The organism is Methyloligella sp. GL2, assembly GCF_013341275.1.
In the GTDB taxonomy this organism is placed as follows: Bacteria; Pseudomonadota; Alphaproteobacteria; order Rhizobiales; family Methyloligellaceae; genus Methyloligella.
Genome location: NZ_CP054476.1, coordinates 804286 through 820374 on the forward strand (window position 1 = coordinate 804286; position 16089 = coordinate 820374).

Genomic DNA, 16089 nt, shown 5'->3' on the forward strand with positions numbered 1-16089 from the left:
CCATGAAAGCTCTGCGAACCATCCTCTCGATCGCCTATGCGGGCGCGATCTACGTCTTCATCTTCCTGCCCGTGGTCGTGCTGGTGCTGTTCTCGTTCCAGGACGGACGGCTGCCGGTGCCGCCGCTGCAGGGCGTGACGCTGCATTGGTATGGCGAGATCTTCAGCGACTCCCGGCTGATGTCGGCGCTGGCGAACTCGGTGCTGGTCGCTGTGGTGTCCTCCGGCATTTCCTGTCTGCTCGGCTTCCTCGCCGCATACGGTCTTGCGCGCTACACCTTGCCGGCGGCGCGGCTGCAACGGGCACTGATCATCGCGCCGATGACGGTGAGCACGCTGATCATCGGCCTCGGGCTGCTGTCGCTCTTCGGTGCGCTCGGCATTTTCCGGAGCCTGTGGACGGTCGGGATCGGCCATGTCGTGATCAACCTGCCGCTATGCTTTGCCATCATCTACGGCTCGATGGGCGCGCATCAGGTCAATGTGGAGCGCGCCGCCCGCGATCTCGGGGCGGGCGAATGGCAGGTCATGCTGCTGGTCACCGTGCCGATGCTGATGCCCTCCATCCTGGCCGCCTTCTTCTTGGCCCTCACCTTCAGTTGGGACGAATTCATCATCGCTTTTCTGCTTTCGCGTTTCGACGTCACCTTGCCGGTTGAGATCTGGAGCATGCTGCGCTCGGGCCTCAACCCGAAGACGAACGCCATCGGTAGCGTCGTCTTCCTGGTTTCCATCCTGCTCCTGCTGGTCATGGAGCTTCTGGTGTTCAGAAAGCCTCGGAGGGCCTCATGACCGCAGACGTATCGATCAGAAATGCCACCAAGAGCTTCGGCACGTTCAAGGCGCTGGACGATCTGTCCCTGGATATCGCGGCGGGCGAATTCATCGTCCTGCTCGGCCCCTCGGGCTGCGGGAAGACGACGCTGCTTTCCATCCTTGGCGGGTTTCTGGAGCCGACGAGCGGAAGCGTCTTCATCGGCGGACGGGACATGACCCATGTGGCGCCGGCAAAACGCCCGACGACGACGATGTTCCAGGATTACGCGCTGTTTCCCCATATGACGCTGGCCGCCAATGTCGGTTTCGGCCTGCGCATGCGCGGCATGGGGCGGGGCAGCCGCGACGAGAAAGCGCGCGGCTATCTCGATCTCGTCGGGCTGGGGCAGGATGCACGGAAGAAGCCGCACGAGCTTTCCGGCGGTCAGCGCCAGCGGGTCGCGCTGGCGCGCGCGCTTGCGGTCGATCCGGATGTGCTGCTGCTCGACGAGCCGCTCGGCGCGCTGGATCTGAAGCTTCGCCGCCAGATGCAGGACGAGCTCAAGGTGATCCAGAAGCGCGTCGGCACCACCTTCATCCACGTCACCCACGACCAGGAGGAGGCGATGGCGATCGCCGACCGCATCGTGGTGATGAATCGCGGGCGGATCGAGGATTCCGGTTCGCCATCGGAAGTCTATATGCGGCCGCGCTCGCATTTCTCGGCGAGCTTCATGGGCGAGGCCAATTTCGTTCATGCTACGGTCGCCGATGTGGCGGCCGACGAGGTTACGGTGGAGACGGCGTTGGGCCGGATGCGCCTGCCGAAGCAATCCTTCCCGGACGGGGCTGCCGCAAGCGGCGGCGACGTCACCTTGTGCATCCGTCCGGAGCATTTCCGGGACGATGCGGCGCAGGGGCGCTCAATTCACATCGGAGAGGCCCGGGTGAGCGATGTCGCCTTCTTCGGCACCCATCACGGCTGCAGCTGCGTGATCGAGGGCGGCCCGGACACGGTGTTCAAGGCGCATCTGCCGCAAACCTCCGATCCGCGTCCCGGCTCGACCATCAGCCTCGACGTCAATGCAGACCATATCGTCATTCTCGCCGCTGAGCCGAAAGGAGACTAAGCCATGCGTATAAAGCCCGAAGATTGGTACAGCCTCCGCAAGATCGGCGACGACATCACCTTCATCGAGGAGCCCTTCATCAAGGAGTTCTTCCGCTGCAATATCTGGCATGTGCGCGGGCGCGACCGCGACATGCTGGTGGATAGCGGCATGGGCGTCGTCTCGCTGACCGAATGGGTGCCGCTGGTCACCGAACGCCCGCTTCTCGCCGTGGCGAGCCATACGCATTTCGACCATATCGGCTGCCATCACGAATTCGAGCACAGGGCGGTGCATGGGGCGGAGGCCGATATCCTGGCGCAGCCGACGCGGGCGAATACGCTTGCCGATCCTTACGTGACCGACGAGATCTTCGATGCGCTGCCGCCGGAGCCGTATTGCTCCACGTCCTATAACGTCGAAGGCGCGACGGCGACGCGGGTGCTTGCCGATGGCGATGTGATCGATCTCGGCGACCGTCATTTCGAAGTGATTCATACGCCCGGACATTCGCCGGGCGGCATCGCGCTCTACGAGAAGAAGACGCAGATCCTGTTTTCCGGCGACATCCTCTATGACGGGCCGCTGATCGAGGACACCTATCACGCCGATGCGGCGGACTATTTGCGCTCGATGGAGCGTCTGCTGGAATTGCCGGTCAGCCAGGTGCATGGCGGGCATTTCGGGAGCTTTGGCCAGGATCGCTACCGCGAGCTGATCTCCGGCTGGCTCGACGAGAAGCAACGCGCCGCCAAGTAGCGGCGTGCGAGCCGGTTGTGGGGGCAAGCGCCCGCGACCGGCATGCTCCCTGCTGCAACAAATCTTAACAATCTGCCGCGGCAGCAACCGTGCAGACCGTGCTAAATAGCGCCGGTTGTGCACGGAGGACGATCATTGCTTGACGCCAAGTCCAGCTCGGCTGTTCTGGAAAAGCCGAAGATCTTAATCGTCGAAGACGACACTCAGCTCGCACAAATGCTTCAGGACAGCTTGGTGGAGCATGGGATGAGCGTCGCGCTAGCGTATCGCGGAACGGATATCGATCCAAAGAACGGCGCCGCGGAGTTCGATCTTGTGGTTCTCGACGTCATGCTGCCCGGCGAGGACGGTTTCAGCATTTGCCGCCGGCTGCGGGATTCCAGCAATATCCCGATCCTGATGCTCACCTCCGTGGGCGGCGAGGTGGACCGCATCGTGGGGCTGGAGATCGGCGCGGACGATTACGTCACCAAGCCGTTCGTCTTGCGGGAGCTGATCGCGCGCATCAAAGCGCTGCTCAGACGCTCCTCCTCGGCGCCGCACCGCAAGGGCCATCAGCGCCAGGCGCGGCTCAGGTTCGAGGGCTGGACCATCGACCCCATCCGCCGGCAGGTCCGCGACCCGAGCAATGCCAGGGTGGCGATGACCACCCACGAGTTCGATCTCCTGCTCGCCTTCTGCCGCAATCCGGGGCGGGTTCTCACCCGCGAGCAGCTTCTCGGTGTCACCCATGCCGGACTTGCCGGGCCGATCGAGCGCAGCGTCGACGTCCATGTCAGCCGGTTGAGACAGAAGATCGAAAAGGATCCCAAAGACCCCAGCCTGATCCAGACGGTTCGGCTCGGCGGCTATATGTTCGCCGCCACGGTCGAAGAGCTCCATGCTTAGGCGTCTTCAATGGGCACCGAAGACAATCCGGGGCCAGATTACGATCGTCATCCTGCTTGCGCTCCTGACCGTCATCGTCTTGGGGCGGGCGCTGGAGCGCTGGGCGAAGGACGACTATCTGGTTCCCGATCTGGAAAGGATCGCCGAGCGCGCCGATACCATGGCGCTGCTGATGCGCCATGCCTCGCCGGCGGAGCGCGAGACCTTGATTACCCATGCCGAGGAGGCCGGGTGGCGGGTTTCGCTTGCACCGCCCTCGAAGGCGAATGCGTTCACGACATCGTCGACGGATATTCTGGGGAGGGCCATCGAGTGGCTGTTCCCGCCCGATAGCCCGCCGCCCATCGGCGGCTGGCGAACCTATCTGGATGGCGAGCGGGTCATTGCGGTGAAGGTCGACGCGCGGACCATCCTGATCCTATCGGGCTTCCCGGATTCGATCCTGACCAGCTCGGTGCTCGGACAGGGGTCGTATTATTTCGTCGCCCTTGTCGTCCTGATCCTGTTCTTCTTCATCTTCGCCATCCGGACGATCACCGAGCCGATCAAGCGGATCTCCGAGGCGGCGGCCGAGGCGGATATCAAGGACAGGGGTGCGATCTTCGCCGAGCGCGGAACCGTCGAGATCGTGGCGCTGGCCCATGCGCTGAACGGTATGCGCAACCGCATCAGCATCATGGCGGATGCCCGCACGCGGATGCTGCGGGGCATTGGACACGATCTGCGGACGCCGCTCACCCGGCTTCGGGTGCGTGCCGAACGGATGGAGGAGGGGGCGCTGCGGGAATCGCTTCTCTCCGACGTCGATCATATCGATCGCCTGATCGCGGAGAGCCTCAACTATCTGCGCAACGAGTTCGCCAACGAGGATGTCGAGCGGGTCGATGTCGCGAGCATTCTGCAGACGGTGTGCAACGATTTCGCCGATATCGGGCATTCCGTCTCCTATTCGGGACCGGCGAAATTCGTGGCGGCGTGCCGGCCGCTCTCGCTCACAAGGGCGGTGACCAATCTTTGCGATAACGGGGTGAAGTTCGCGGAGACTGTCGAGGTGCGGCTCGAGTCCTGCGGCAACGGGTTTGCGATTTCGGTGGCCGACGATGGGCCCGGCATTCCCCCGGCCTTGCGCGAACGCGTCTTCGAGCCGTTCTTCAAATGCGATCCATCGCGGACGGACGGAAATTCCGGCTTCGGCCTCGGACTTTCGATCGTCCAGGACATCGCCCATTCGCATCGCGGCAGGCTGAAACTGCTGTCCCGCGCGCCGCACGGGCTTATCGCCCGTATCGAGATCCCCGGAAGCTAGAAGCGATATCCGAGCAGTAGCATCGTCTTGGACTGGAACTCTTCCTGGACGATCGGGCTGTCTGCCGCATCGCCCGTCAGGACGCTAAACTTCTGCTCGCCGCGAAGAAGCCATTTCTCGTTGATCAGCCAGGTCGCCGAGACGGCCGCATCGACGCTCTTGATGCCGGCTTCGGGTTTGTATTCGGCATATCCGGAATTTGCCGACTGCTTCCGGTCGACGCCGAAATAGGACTCCATGTATTTGTCGTCGGCGAATGTTGCGCCGGCCTCCGCGCCCAGAATGACGCGCTCCGAAACCGGCCGCTGCACCGAAATGCCGGCGCTGGCGAGGAGGCCTTCGCCGCCGCCGACGATTTGTTCGACCGACAGGAAGAGGCCAACGGGCCCGACATCCATGGTGGCGCGGCCGCCAATGCCGACGCCCCAATCGATGTCGCCCATGCCGCGCAAGGCCTTGGAATCGTCCTCGTCGCGGCCGCTCTTATAATGAGCCGAGAAATCGAAATGGAACGGGCCGTTCTCATAGGCCGTAACACCGGCGCCGGTCGGGTCGACATTCAGAAAGTCGAAGAACTGGAGCGAGACGAAGGGAACCGCCTGAAACTCATATTCGTCGGCGCCCTCGTATTTCGGCTTATACATCACGCCGGATCCGACGATGACGTCCCAATCGTGGAGCTTTTGCCGGATCGGCCCCCGGGTGGTTTTCGGCACTACCGTCTCGGTCGGGGTTACGAGACCGCCTGCGGACGCCACACCGGGAAGCGCGAGCGGAAGGGTAAAGGCGAGGCATGGCAGCAGAAGCCGCAAAGCGGATTTGTCGACGTGGGGGGACATGCGATCTCCGAGAATTCTGACGTTTCCCGAGCTGGTCCGGGACGCGATGACGTGCCCTCATGCTTGCCATATCCGCCGATGGCGTCGTGTTTGATATTGTTAAGAAATGTTGCGGCGACCAGTTGTGGGAACGATGCGGCTCCCGCTCGCTTCTGCCGAATGCGCCGCCGGATGCGCCAGGCGCAACCGAGACGCCTGTTTATGATGCCGCTTGGCGCGGCGCAGGAGCTTGTCCCCGCTGCAGAAAGGTGGCGAGGCCGGCCAAAGCGGTGAGTGCCAGCGCCAATAGCAACGCCGAGGAGTAATCTCCGGCTTGCTCGAAGAGCAGGGCCGACATCCAAGGCCCGATAAGGCCGGCCAGCCCGTAGCCGATGGACAGCCGACCGTAGATCGGGCCGATGGAGGCGGCGCCGAAGCGCTCGGCAATGACCTGGGGCATGATGGATGCAGCGCCGCCGAGCACCATGCCGACCGCACCGGTGGCAGCCAGCGCCCAGGCGGGAGTTTCGGCGAAAAGGGCGGCGCTCAAGCCGAACGCCAAGAGGCCGAAGCAAAGCCTCAAGGTCGGAACCGAGGAGAGCTTCTGCACCAAGACGCCGCCGATCAGCGAACCGGCGATGTAGGTGGTGTTCAGGATCATCGGCCCCCACGCCAGATGGCTTTGCGCCACGCCGCTTTCGGCCAGGATCGCGGTGGAATGGGCGACGAAGGTCAGGCCCGGATAGCACAGCGCGAAGAACAGGAAGCCGAGAAGCAGCAGCGGGCCGAGCGGCTGTGGCGCGGTGTCCAAGGCGTCGGGCGCTTCATCGCCTTCGTCGGCGATCCTTCCCGTGCCGGAAACGATCAGGCTGACAATCGCGCCGATTATGAGAAGAGCGATGCCGATGCCGATCAGCACCGCGCGCACGCCCGCCGTCTCGATCAGCTGCGGCAGGAAGGCGGAGATCGCCACGCCGCTGATGGCGAAGCTCGCCGTGGTCACCCCGATGGAGATGCCGCGCTTTGCTTCCGGCATGTCGGAGGCGAGCGCCAAAGCGAGGCCATATCCGGATCCGCAGCCAAGTCCGAACAGCACCGCATAGCCGATCAACAGCGCCGGGTAGGTGAAGACCGCACCGGCGAACAGGAAACCGCCGCCTGCGAGGGCGAAGCTGAAGACGGCAAAACCGACCCGGCCGAAGCGGTGCAGCAGGGAATGGTGGATCACCATGCCCAGGGTGAACAAGCTGAGCGCGATGGCGGGGGCGAGGCTCAGCGCGGCGCGGGATACGCCGAGCGCCTCCTCCAAAGGCAGCAGGAAGAGGCTCCAGATATAGAGCACGCCCATTGCCGCCATGGTGAGCACGGCGCCAGATAAAAGCTCGATCGGTCGAAACAACTCAGCCCCCAAAGGCTACGCCAGCCCAAGGCCACGCGCGCTGCCGGAATAGATTATCTGCGATAGCCTAGCGCAGGCTCGACCGCCGATAGGGGATTGCGCGAGGGGGTAAATGGTCGCGTTAGATGCGACCCGCGCCAGCCGCGGTGGGGGACCGGGCTGACGCAGTGTCGTTTGCGTCGGGGTGTGGCTACCAATCCACCTGGGCGCGCATGGCCACGCCGGTGATGTCCGCGCCGTCATTGACGCCGCCGTCGATCTCCGACTGGGCGACGTTGAGCATCAGCCTGGTGTGATTGGTGAGGTACCAGTTGAGGCCGATCAGCCAGGTATCCTGCTCGCCGCATTCGAGGCAGCCGCCCTCGGAGAGGTCGATGACGTCGTAGCGGCCCGCAATCTGCCAAGCGCCCCAGCCGCCGTCATTGACCGGGTTCTTCACCTTCACGCGACCGAACACGCCTTCCTTGTAGGGGCGGGTCTCGCCGGTGAGGAAGTAGCTGGTATCGACATACCAGCCGTCATAGGTGGGGTCGGAGGCGAAGCTCGGCGCGTCCACCTTGTTCTGCATATACTCGCTCTGCACCGAGAACGGCCCCCAGACGCCGGCAAATTCCAAACCCCAAAGCGTATCGCTCTCGCCGATATTGCCGGTGTCGACGAAGCGGTCGGTGAGATGGAAATCGTCCGCCCGCTGGCGATAGCTGTAAGGGGTCAGATCCCCGGCATTGCGATGACGGACGCTGGCACCTAGATGCAGCACCTTATCGTCGGTCAGCACCGGCGCGATGGTGGCGCGGGCCGCGAAGGTGCCGCCCTCGTCGGGAGCGCCGTCGTCCACATTGGCGCCGTATAGGCCGGCGCCGAGGGTCCAGCGTTCGCGCTTCATGTCGGCGCCGATGCCGATCTGGCGCTGAAGGCCGAAGGCATCGGTGATCGCGGCGCGCTCCATGAAGGTGATGTAGTTGGAGCTGGTGAGCTCCTCGAGGGAGTTATAGGTCTTGAAGTGGCCGATGGTGATGTCCGCGGGCAGGGCCGTATAGCGAAGATAGGCGTCGTCGACCTCCGCCCCATCGGCGAAGTTCATCTCGAAGCGGTATTTGAAATCTCCGAACATGACACCGTCGACGCCGAGCCGCGCCTGACGAAGCTCGGTGGCGTTGATGTCCGGTGCGCCGGTGATAGGTCCGTCCTGATCGACATTGGCGTAATCGGTCAAGACACGGCCGCGGACCTTGAATTGGAAGTCGCCATCCTTGCTGGTGATCTGCGGCGCGCCTTTCCATTTCACCGTGTAGTCGGGCTCAGGCGCAGGCGCCGGTGCGGCGGTAGAAAGCCTGGCCGTATTCTGTGCCGAGCGTGCATTGGCATTGGCGCGGGCGGCCTCCGCTTCGGCCGCTGCGACCTTTCTTTGCAGCTCCTGAAGCTGCGCCTGCATGGCTTCGATCTGGGCCTGCAGCTCGGCTGCCGTCTGGGCTTCGGCATGGCGCGGAAGTCCGGAGGCGAGCAGCATAAACCCGAGCCCTGCGGCCAGGTAAGTTTTTGAAAATGCCCCCATTTTTTGTCTCCTGCTAGGGTTGATATAAAAACACTACTTGATCAGTAGAGTTTTACAAGACTTGGATTTTTCTTTCTTTTGCCGGATCGGAAAACGGAATTCCGTGCGCTGCGATTGCGGCGGTCAAAGTTGTTCGGCTCGCTCAAAAGAAGGCCAAGTGGAGTGCCAGGATGGCGGCCCCTCCCGAAAGCAGAACAAGCGGCAGGCCGAGGCGTGGAAACGTCGTGAAGCGATAGCCGGCGACACTCATCACCAGCGCATTGTTGTGGTGGCCGAAGGGGGCCAAGAAATCCAAAGAGACGCCGACGGCGATGGCCAGGAGATAGGGCTCCGGCGCGAGACCGGCCCCTTCGGCAACGGCGATGGCGATGGGCGCCAGGGCGATGGCGGAAGAGACATTGTTGACGAAGGGCGTCAGCGCCACGGCGCAGAACAGCATGCAGGCGAGCAGCACGGTCGGATGGTTCGGTCCGACGAAGCCGATCACCGCCTCCGCCGACGCATTGGCCAGCCCGGTCGTTGCGACCGCCTCGCCGATGGGGATCATGGCCGCCAGCATCAGCAGGATCGGCCAGTTGAGATCGGCGACGAGATTGCGCAAATCGGCGGCGCCCGCTAGGGCGAGGACGAGAACCGCACCGCCGAATGCGATTTGCGGCGGCAGCAGATTGGCCGCGGCCAAAGCCACGGCGGCGGCAAAGACGCTTAAGGCGAGCCAGCCTTGAGTTTCGCCTGGGCCAAAACTTTGTGGCGCCAGGGAAAGACAGTCGGTCTCGTCTAGCGCGGCGGCAATGGCGTCCGGCTCGCCCCGGAGCAGCAGGATGTCGCTTGGCCGGATCTGCAGATCGGCCAGGCGGCCCTCGATACGCTGCTGGCGGGTGGAGAGGGCGATGATCTCGATATCGCGGCTGAGGAAGGCTTCGATCGTATTGGCGGTCGAGCCGACGATCATGCTCTGGGGCAGCACGATCGCCTCGGTGTAACCCGCGCCGCGTGCAATGTCGGTTCCGGCGATCTCGACTTCGCCGTCCCCGCTGAGCCGCTCGATCTCCGAAGACGGTGCCTCGACGATAAGGATGTCGCCTGACTCAAGCAGCGCTTCGCCGGGCTTGGCGAAGATGCGGCGGCCGTCGCGGATATGGCCGAACACCTCGCCCTCTAGCCAATCGCCCATCATGCTCACCGGGCTTCCCTTCAGGCTGGAGCCGGCGGGAATACGAAGCTCGGTGACGAAGCGGCGTGTCCGTTCCGGCGCTTGCTCTTTGCTGCCACCGCCATGACCGAGCAGCTTCGGCGCGGCGAGGACCAGAAAGGCAAGGCCGATCAAGGTGGCGGGGAGGCCCGCGATCGCAATATCGAAAAAACCGAGCGGCTGGCCGGTGGCGGATTGCTCGAAATTGGAGACCACCAGGTTCGCTGGCGTGCCGATCACCGAGCAGGTGCCGCCGAGCAGTGTGGCGAAGGAGAGCGGCATCAGGATCCGCGCCGGTGTGGTTCCGGCGGAGCGGCACAGCACCAGCGCGACGGGCAGCCAAAGCGCGAGCGCGCCGATATTGTTGATGAAGACCGAGGTGAGCGCGCCTAAGCCGCAGACCAGGATCAGCACTTGCCGCTCGGTTTGGGCGATGGCGGCGAGGCGCCGCGTGAGACCTTGCATCAGATGCGAGCGCGACAGCACCCGCGTTAGGATCAAAAGCTCGGCGAGGGTGATGACCGCGGGGTTGGCGAAACCGCCAAAGGCGCTGCCGAACGGCACCAGGCCGAGCAGCAACGCGGCGGCAAGACCGCCGAGCGCCACGAGCTCGATGCGGAACCGGTCGAGCGCGAAAAGCACCAGCAGCCCGACCAAAAGCAGCAGTAACACAATCTGAGGTGACGTCATCCCCGCCGCGTTCCGTCAAAGGGCCAGCCTCGCCGGTGACGGCGCGCCGTTCTTGGCGTCCCTTTGGCTCTAAGCGTCCGCTCCGCCGCGCGACGCATCGGCATAAAGACGCCAGCGCCGCGGAAGCACCGACACCGGATCGCCGGAATTGAGCACGGATTCGGCAATAATCTCAATCTCGAAGCGCCCGATGCCGGGAACGGCGATCTCGGCGAAGCGGGAACGGCCGCTCCGGCGCAAGCTCTCCACAATGCCTTCGATCGCGCCGGTGCCGGCCTCGACAAGCTCGACCTCGTGCGGGCGGAAATAGAGCGAGGCGGCGCCTTCGGCGGTGTCGCCCGGATCGATGGCAAGCGGCACGCCGTCGAGCAGCACCTCGCCGGATTTGACGTTGACGGGCAGCACGCTGGATTCGCCGATAAAGGAGAAGACGAAGGGCGAGTTCGGCGCATCGTAGATTTCGTCCGGCGTGCCGGCCTGCTCGATCCGGCCCTGGCTCATCACCACGACGCGGTCGGCCAGCTCCATCGCCTCCTCCTGATCGTGGGTGACGAACAGGGTGGTGTGGCCGGTCGTGTCGTGGATCTCGCGCAGCCAGCGGCGCAGTTCCTTGCGAACCTTGGCATCGAGGGCGCCGAAGGGTTCGTCGAGCAGCAGAATGCGCGGCTCGGTGGCGAGCGCCCGGGCGAAAGCGACGCGCTGGCGCTGACCGCCGGAGAGCTGGGTGGGGTAGCGGCGGCCGAGGCCGGAAAGCTGCACCAGCTCGAGCAGCTCTTCGGCCCGCTTGCGGATGGCGGCGGCGCTGGGCCGGCGGAAGAAGGGCCGCACCTTGAGGCCGAAGCCGATATTGTCGAGCACGCGCATATGGCGGAACAGGGCGTAGTTCTGGAACACGAAGCCGATATTGCGCTGCTGCACGGTCAGCGCCGAGGCATCGTCCTGATCGAACAGGATGCGGCCGGTATTGGGGAATTCCAGCCCGGCGATGATGCGCAGCAGCGTGGTCTTGCCCGAGCCGGATGGGCCGAGCAGGGCGACCAGCTCGCCGCCTTCGATCTTCAGCGAGGTTTCGTGCAAGGCGGCCGCGGCACCGAATGTCTTCGATACGCGGTCGATGGTGAGGTCGACGGAATCGCTCCAGCCGCGCGCTTCCGTAGCGCGGGGTTCGTTTGCGGATCTTACAAGCGCGTCCATAGCGGCCTCCTAGTGGCGGCGGGTGCCCGCGATCTGGTCGGCGTAAAGCCACTCCAGCACGAGCTTGACGATGAGGGTGAGAAGCGCGAGCAGCGCGAGAAGCGAGGCCACAGCGAAGGCGGCGGCGAAGTTGTACTCGTTGTAGAGAATCTCGACATGCAGCGGCATGGTGTTGGTCTCGCCGCGGATATGACCGGAGACCACCGAGACGGCGCCGAACTCGCCCATGGCGCGGGCGTTGCAGAGGATCACGCCGTAGAGCAGCGCCCAGCGGATATTGGGCAAGGTGACGTGCCAGAAGGTGCGCCAGCCGCTGGCGCCCAGGGTGAGGGCGGCTTCCTCCTCCGCAGTGCCTTGTTCCTGCATCAGCGGGATCAGCTCTCGGGCGATGAAGGGGAAGGTGACGAAGATGGTCGCTAGCACGATGCCGGGCAGGGCGAAGACGATCTCGATGCCGTGCTCGCGCAAGAACGGGCCGAGCACGCTTTGGGCGCCGAACAGCAGGATATAGATCAGGCCGGAGATCACCGGCGAGATCGAGAAGGGCAGATCGATCAGCGTGTTCAGCAGGCTCTTGCCGCGGAACTCGTATTTGGCGATGGCCCATGAGGCGGCGATGCCGAAGACCAGATTGGCCGGAACGGCGATGCCGGCGGCCAGCAAAGTGAGCTTGATGGCGGCGACGGCGTCGGGCTCCGAGACCGCCTCCCAATAGGCCCCGAACCCGGCGCGGAAGGCCTCCGCGAACACCGCTCCCAGCGGCAGCAGCACGAAGAGAGCGAGGAAGCCGATCGCGATGGCGATCAGCGTCCAGCGGGTTGCGGCCTTCTCGCCCGTGGCGCTCGTCTTGGAGTGTGCAGGCGGCAGAAGCGGCGCGATGGCGGCCTCGCCGAGCGGCGGTGTGCTAGCCAAATTCGCGTTAGCCATGGGTGAACCTCCGGCGCTGCCAGAGCTGGATCAGGTGGATGAGAAGCAGCAGCGAGAAGGAGATCATCAACATCGCCGCGCCGATGGCGGTGGCGCCGGCATAGTTGAACTCCTCCAGCCGGATGGTGATCAGCAGCGGGGCAATCTCCGAGACGTAAGGGATGTTGCCGGCGATGAAGATTACCGAGCCGTATTCGCCGACGGCGCGGGCCAGCGCCAGAGTGAAGCCGGTGAGGATGGCTGGCATAAGCGCCGGCAGGATGACCGAGCGCAAGGTGCGGAAGCGACTTGCGCCGAGGGTCGCGGCGGCTTCCTCCAGCTCCTTGTCGAGATCCTCCAGCACCGGCTGCACCGTGCGCACGACGAAAGGCAGGCCGATGAAGATCAGGGCGATAACGATGCCGAGCGGCGTATAGGCCACCTTGATGCCGAGGGGCGCGAGCAGCCCGCCGATGGGGCCGTTCGGCGCATAGAGCGCGGTGAGCGCGATACCGGCCACGGCGGTGGGCAAAGCAAAGGGCAAATCGACCAGCGCATCGAACAGGCGCCTGCCGGGAAAATCATAGCGCACGAAAGCCCAGGCGATGATCAGCCCGAACACGGCGTTCACGCTGGCGGCGAACAGGGCGGCGAGGAAGCTGAGGCGCAGCGCGGCGAGGGTGCGCGGCTCCAGCATGATGTCCCAGAAGCCGGACCAGCCGAGGCTGGCGGCATTGAGCAGCAGCGCTGCCAGAGGCAGCAGCACGATGAGGCCGAGATAGGTGAGGCTGAAACCGAGCGCCAACCCGAAACCGGGGATGACGCTCGGCTCCTTCCATCGCCACCTGCCGGCCGAAGCGGCAAGTGTCATGGTCTAGCTGCCCTTCTTGTAGATCTGGTCGAAGATGCCGCCATCGGCGAAGAAGCGCGGCTGCGCCTCTTTCCAGCCGCCGAAGCTGTCGATCCCGACAAGCTCAAGATCGGGGAAGCGCTTCAGATCGGCCGCGTCCGCCAGCTCCGGCTTGGCGGGGCGGTAATAGTTCTTGGCCGCCAGCTCCTGGCCCTGCTTACTGTACAGAAATTCCAGATAGGCCTCCGCCACCTTGCGGGTGCCGTGGGCGTCGACATTGCCGTCGACCAGGGCGACCGGGGGCTCCGCCTTGATGGAGAGGGTGGGCACGACGATCTCGAATTGGTCGGGGCCGAGCTCCTGCAGCGCCAGGAAGGCCTCGTTCTCCCAGGCGAGCAGCACGTCGCCGATGCCGCGCTGGACGAAGGTGGTGGTGGCGCCGCGGGCGCCGGTATCGAGCACGGGTACGTTTTGATAGAGCTTGGCGACATAATCGCGCGCGGCCTGCTCGTTACCGCCGGCCTTCTCCGCATAGGCCCAGGCGGCGAGGAAGTTCCAGCGCGCGCCGCCGGAGGTTTTCGGGTTGGGGGTGATGACCTCGACGCCGTCCTTGGTCAGGTCCGGCCAATCCTTGATCGCCTTCGGATTGCCTTTGCGGACCAGGAACACGATGGTCGAGGTGTAGGGCGCGCTGTTATCGGGGAGGCGCTTGCGCCAATCGGCGTCGATCTTGCCGGTTCTCTCGGCGATGGCGTCGATATCGGCTTCTAGAGCCAGGGTCACGACATCGGCCTGCAGCCCGTCGATCACCGCGCGGGCCTGCTTGCCCGAGCCGCCATGGGACTGGCGGATGCGCACATCCTCGCCGGTCTCCTGTTTCCAGTGCTCGGCGAAGGCTTGGTTGAAGGTCTTATAGAGCTCCCGCGTCGGGTCGTAGGAGACGTTGAGGAGCGTGGTCTGGGCGCTGGCGAGGCCGGTGCCGAAACCGGTGAAGGCGATGACCGCGGTGGCGGCCAAGATGGTTCGCAATCGTCTGGTTCGAAGCTTGGTCATGATCGTGTCTCCGTGTTGAAGGAGATTAAACACTACAAGTTTAGTAGAGTTTCACAAGTCAGCCAAATGCCAAATTCGCGCGGCGGCATGCGCGCGCGAATGCGCCGTTTCCGGCGGCTTGAGAAAAATCGTTTCGGGGAAAGGGTGGGCCGCTTACGCGGATTTCGCTTCCGTCTCGCTTAGATCGCCGACCTCGGCAAGGCCCGGCTTCTGCATCGCTTCGGCGATGGTGACGCGATCCAGCACGTCGCGGGCGGATTCGGCGACGCGGGCGAAAACCCGGCGGATCTCGCAGGTTTTCTCGTCCCTGCAATCGTTGCAGGGCTTATACGCGGTGCGGCTGAGGCAGGGGAGCGGGGCGATCGGTCCGTCGATGATGCGCAGCACCCGGCCGAAGGTGATCTGGTCGGCCGGCATGTGCAGCTCATAGCCGCCGGAGCGGCCGCGCCGGCTCGAGACAAGCCCCTGATATTTCAGGTCGAGAAGGATCTGCTCCAGAAATTTGCGCGGAATCTTCTGCTCCTCGGCAATCTCCCCAATGGTGGGGGATTTGCCTTCGGCGAGGGCGAGCAGCGCGCGCAACGCATATCGGGCTTTCTGAGAGATCATTATCTCTATCTAGTTACTCGTGTAAGCGGCGGCACACAAGACCTCGTGGGGCAAAATGACTTGGCGGGCGGCGCTACATCACGGTACGCCAGCTTTGTCTTTTCGGCGGAGCGTCGCCCGCTTAGGGTACGCCCACAACTCCCGAGGGCTTTCTCTTGCAGCTTCTTTATGCGCATAGCCAGCTTGTCTGGCTCGTCGTCGCGTTGCTGGGCGGCGGCTTGGTCACCGGCTTCCTCGCCGGGCTGCTAGGCATCGGCGGCGGCGGCATTCTGGTACCGGTGCTGTTCGAGGTCTTCGGCTTTCTCGATACGCCCGACGATATCCGCATGCAGATGGTGCTCGGCACCTCGTTCGCGGTGATCGTGCCGACGGCGCTCCGCTCGTTTCTCTCGCACCGGAAGCGGGGTGCGGTGGACGAGAAGGCGCTGATCCGTCTCGGCCCCTTCGTGGTGGCCGGTGTGCTTGCCGGCATCGGGCTCGTCTCGGTGGTCTCCGGCGCGTTTCTGACCTGGGTCTGGGTGGTGTTCGGCGGGCTGCTCGGCTTCAAGATGATCTTGGGACGGGAGGATTGGCGCATCGCCGACGATCTTCCTTCCAGCCGGATCATGGAGGGGATCGGCTTTGTCATCGGGCTGCTCTCGACGCTGATGAGCATCGGCGGCGGCATGTTCCTGGTCAGCCTGTTCACGCTGTGCGGCTGGTCGATCCGGAAATCGGTGGCGACATCGAGCGGGTTCGGGCCGCTGATCGCGGTGCCGGGGCTGCTCGGCTATATCTGGGCCGGTTGGGGCAATCCGGATCTGCCGCCCTATTCGCTGGGCTATGTCAGCCTTTTGGGTGCGGCGTTGATTATCCCGTTGAGCGTGCTTGCCGCGCCGTTCGGCGTGCACGTCGCCCACAGCATCTCCAAGCGCAAGCTGGAGCTGGCCTTCGGGATTTTCCTGCTGCTGGTCTCGCTGCGGCTGCTGATCTCGGTTCTGCCCTGAGCGCGGACGCGACGAGCAGC

General features: G+C 64.2%; 15 protein-coding genes. 6 read left to right on the forward strand and 9 right to left on the reverse strand.

Annotated features, from left to right (window positions below):
• Positions 1-2 precede the first annotated feature (2 nt).
• From HT051_RS03780 to HT051_RS03800, 5 genes are all read left to right on the forward strand, one after another.
• Positions 3-791, forward strand: a complete 789-nt coding sequence (locus HT051_RS03780) for an ABC transporter permease (protein WP_174540794.1) — start codon at positions 3-5, stop codon at positions 789-791.
• Positions 788-1885: an ABC transporter ATP-binding protein gene (locus HT051_RS15275; RefSeq protein WP_174540795.1), complete on the forward strand. Its 1098-nt coding sequence runs from the start codon at positions 788-790 to the stop codon at positions 1883-1885. Before HT051_RS03780 ends, HT051_RS15275 begins: the two co-directional genes overlap by 4 nt.
• 3 nt (positions 1886-1888) lie before the next feature.
• Positions 1889-2623 carry an MBL fold metallo-hydrolase gene (locus HT051_RS03790; RefSeq protein ID WP_174540796.1) on the forward strand — a complete coding sequence of 245 codons (735 nt, stop codon included), beginning with the start codon at positions 1889-1891 and terminating at the stop codon, positions 2621-2623.
• A gap of 135 nt (positions 2624-2758) precedes the next feature.
• Positions 2759-3511 carry a response regulator transcription factor gene (locus HT051_RS03795; protein WP_174540797.1) on the forward strand — a complete coding sequence of 251 codons (753 nt, stop codon included), beginning with the start codon at positions 2759-2761 and terminating at the stop codon, positions 3509-3511.
• On the forward strand, positions 3504-4817 hold the full coding sequence (locus tag HT051_RS03800; RefSeq protein WP_174540798.1) for a HAMP domain-containing sensor histidine kinase: 1314 nt from the start codon (positions 3504-3506) through the stop codon (positions 4815-4817). The genes HT051_RS03795 and HT051_RS03800 overlap by 8 nt, the downstream gene beginning before the upstream one ends.
• On the opposite strand, the gene HT051_RS03805 is transcribed toward HT051_RS03800, so the two are convergent.
• The 9 genes from HT051_RS03805 to HT051_RS03845 form a co-directional block, all read right to left on the reverse strand.
• Entirely contained in the window at positions 4814-5656 is an 843-nt protein-coding gene (locus HT051_RS03805; protein WP_174540799.1) for a MipA/OmpV family protein, read from the reverse strand. The genes HT051_RS03800 and HT051_RS03805 overlap by 4 nt on opposite strands.
• 199 nt (positions 5657-5855) lie before the next feature.
• Complete coding sequence (locus HT051_RS03810) at positions 5856-7034, reverse strand: nitrate/nitrite transporter (RefSeq protein WP_174540800.1); 1179 nt, start codon at positions 7032-7034, stop codon at positions 5856-5858.
• A 190-nt stretch (positions 7035-7224) separates the two neighbouring features.
• A complete protein-coding gene (locus HT051_RS03815; protein ID WP_174540801.1) occupies positions 7225-8589 on the reverse strand; it encodes an OprO/OprP family phosphate-selective porin in 1365 nt (454 codons plus the stop codon).
• A gap of 142 nt (positions 8590-8731) precedes the next feature.
• Positions 8732-10471 carry an SLC13 family permease gene (locus HT051_RS03820; protein WP_174540802.1) on the reverse strand — a complete coding sequence of 580 codons (1740 nt, stop codon included), beginning with the start codon at positions 10469-10471 and terminating at the stop codon, positions 8732-8734.
• 69 nt (positions 10472-10540) lie between these two features.
• Positions 10541-11665, reverse strand: a complete 1125-nt coding sequence (locus tag HT051_RS03825) for a sulfate/molybdate ABC transporter ATP-binding protein (protein WP_174540803.1) — start codon at positions 11663-11665, stop codon at positions 10541-10543.
• 9 nt (positions 11666-11674) lie between these two features.
• Positions 11675-12592, reverse strand: coding sequence for a sulfate ABC transporter permease subunit CysW (gene cysW / locus HT051_RS03830; RefSeq protein ID WP_174540804.1), 918 nt, complete (start codon positions 12590-12592; stop codon positions 11675-11677).
• On the reverse strand, positions 12585-13442 hold the full coding sequence (cysT, locus tag HT051_RS03835) for a sulfate ABC transporter permease subunit CysT (protein ID WP_174540805.1): 858 nt from the start codon (positions 13440-13442) through the stop codon (positions 12585-12587). Before cysT ends, cysW begins: the two co-directional genes overlap by 8 nt.
• Positions 13443-13445: 3 nt before the next feature.
• Positions 13446-14474 carry a sulfate ABC transporter substrate-binding protein gene (locus HT051_RS03840; protein ID WP_174540806.1) on the reverse strand — a complete coding sequence of 343 codons (1029 nt, stop codon included), beginning with the start codon at positions 14472-14474 and terminating at the stop codon, positions 13446-13448.
• A 153-nt stretch (positions 14475-14627) separates the two neighbouring features.
• A complete protein-coding gene (locus HT051_RS03845; protein ID WP_174540807.1) occupies positions 14628-15083 on the reverse strand; it encodes an Rrf2 family transcriptional regulator in 456 nt (151 codons plus the stop codon).
• 155 nt (positions 15084-15238) lie between these two features.
• Between HT051_RS03845 and HT051_RS03850 the strand changes: the two genes are divergently transcribed.
• On the forward strand, positions 15239-16069 hold the full coding sequence (locus HT051_RS03850) for a sulfite exporter TauE/SafE family protein (protein ID WP_174540808.1): 831 nt from the start codon (positions 15239-15241) through the stop codon (positions 16067-16069).
• Positions 16070-16089: the final 20 nt, after the last annotated feature.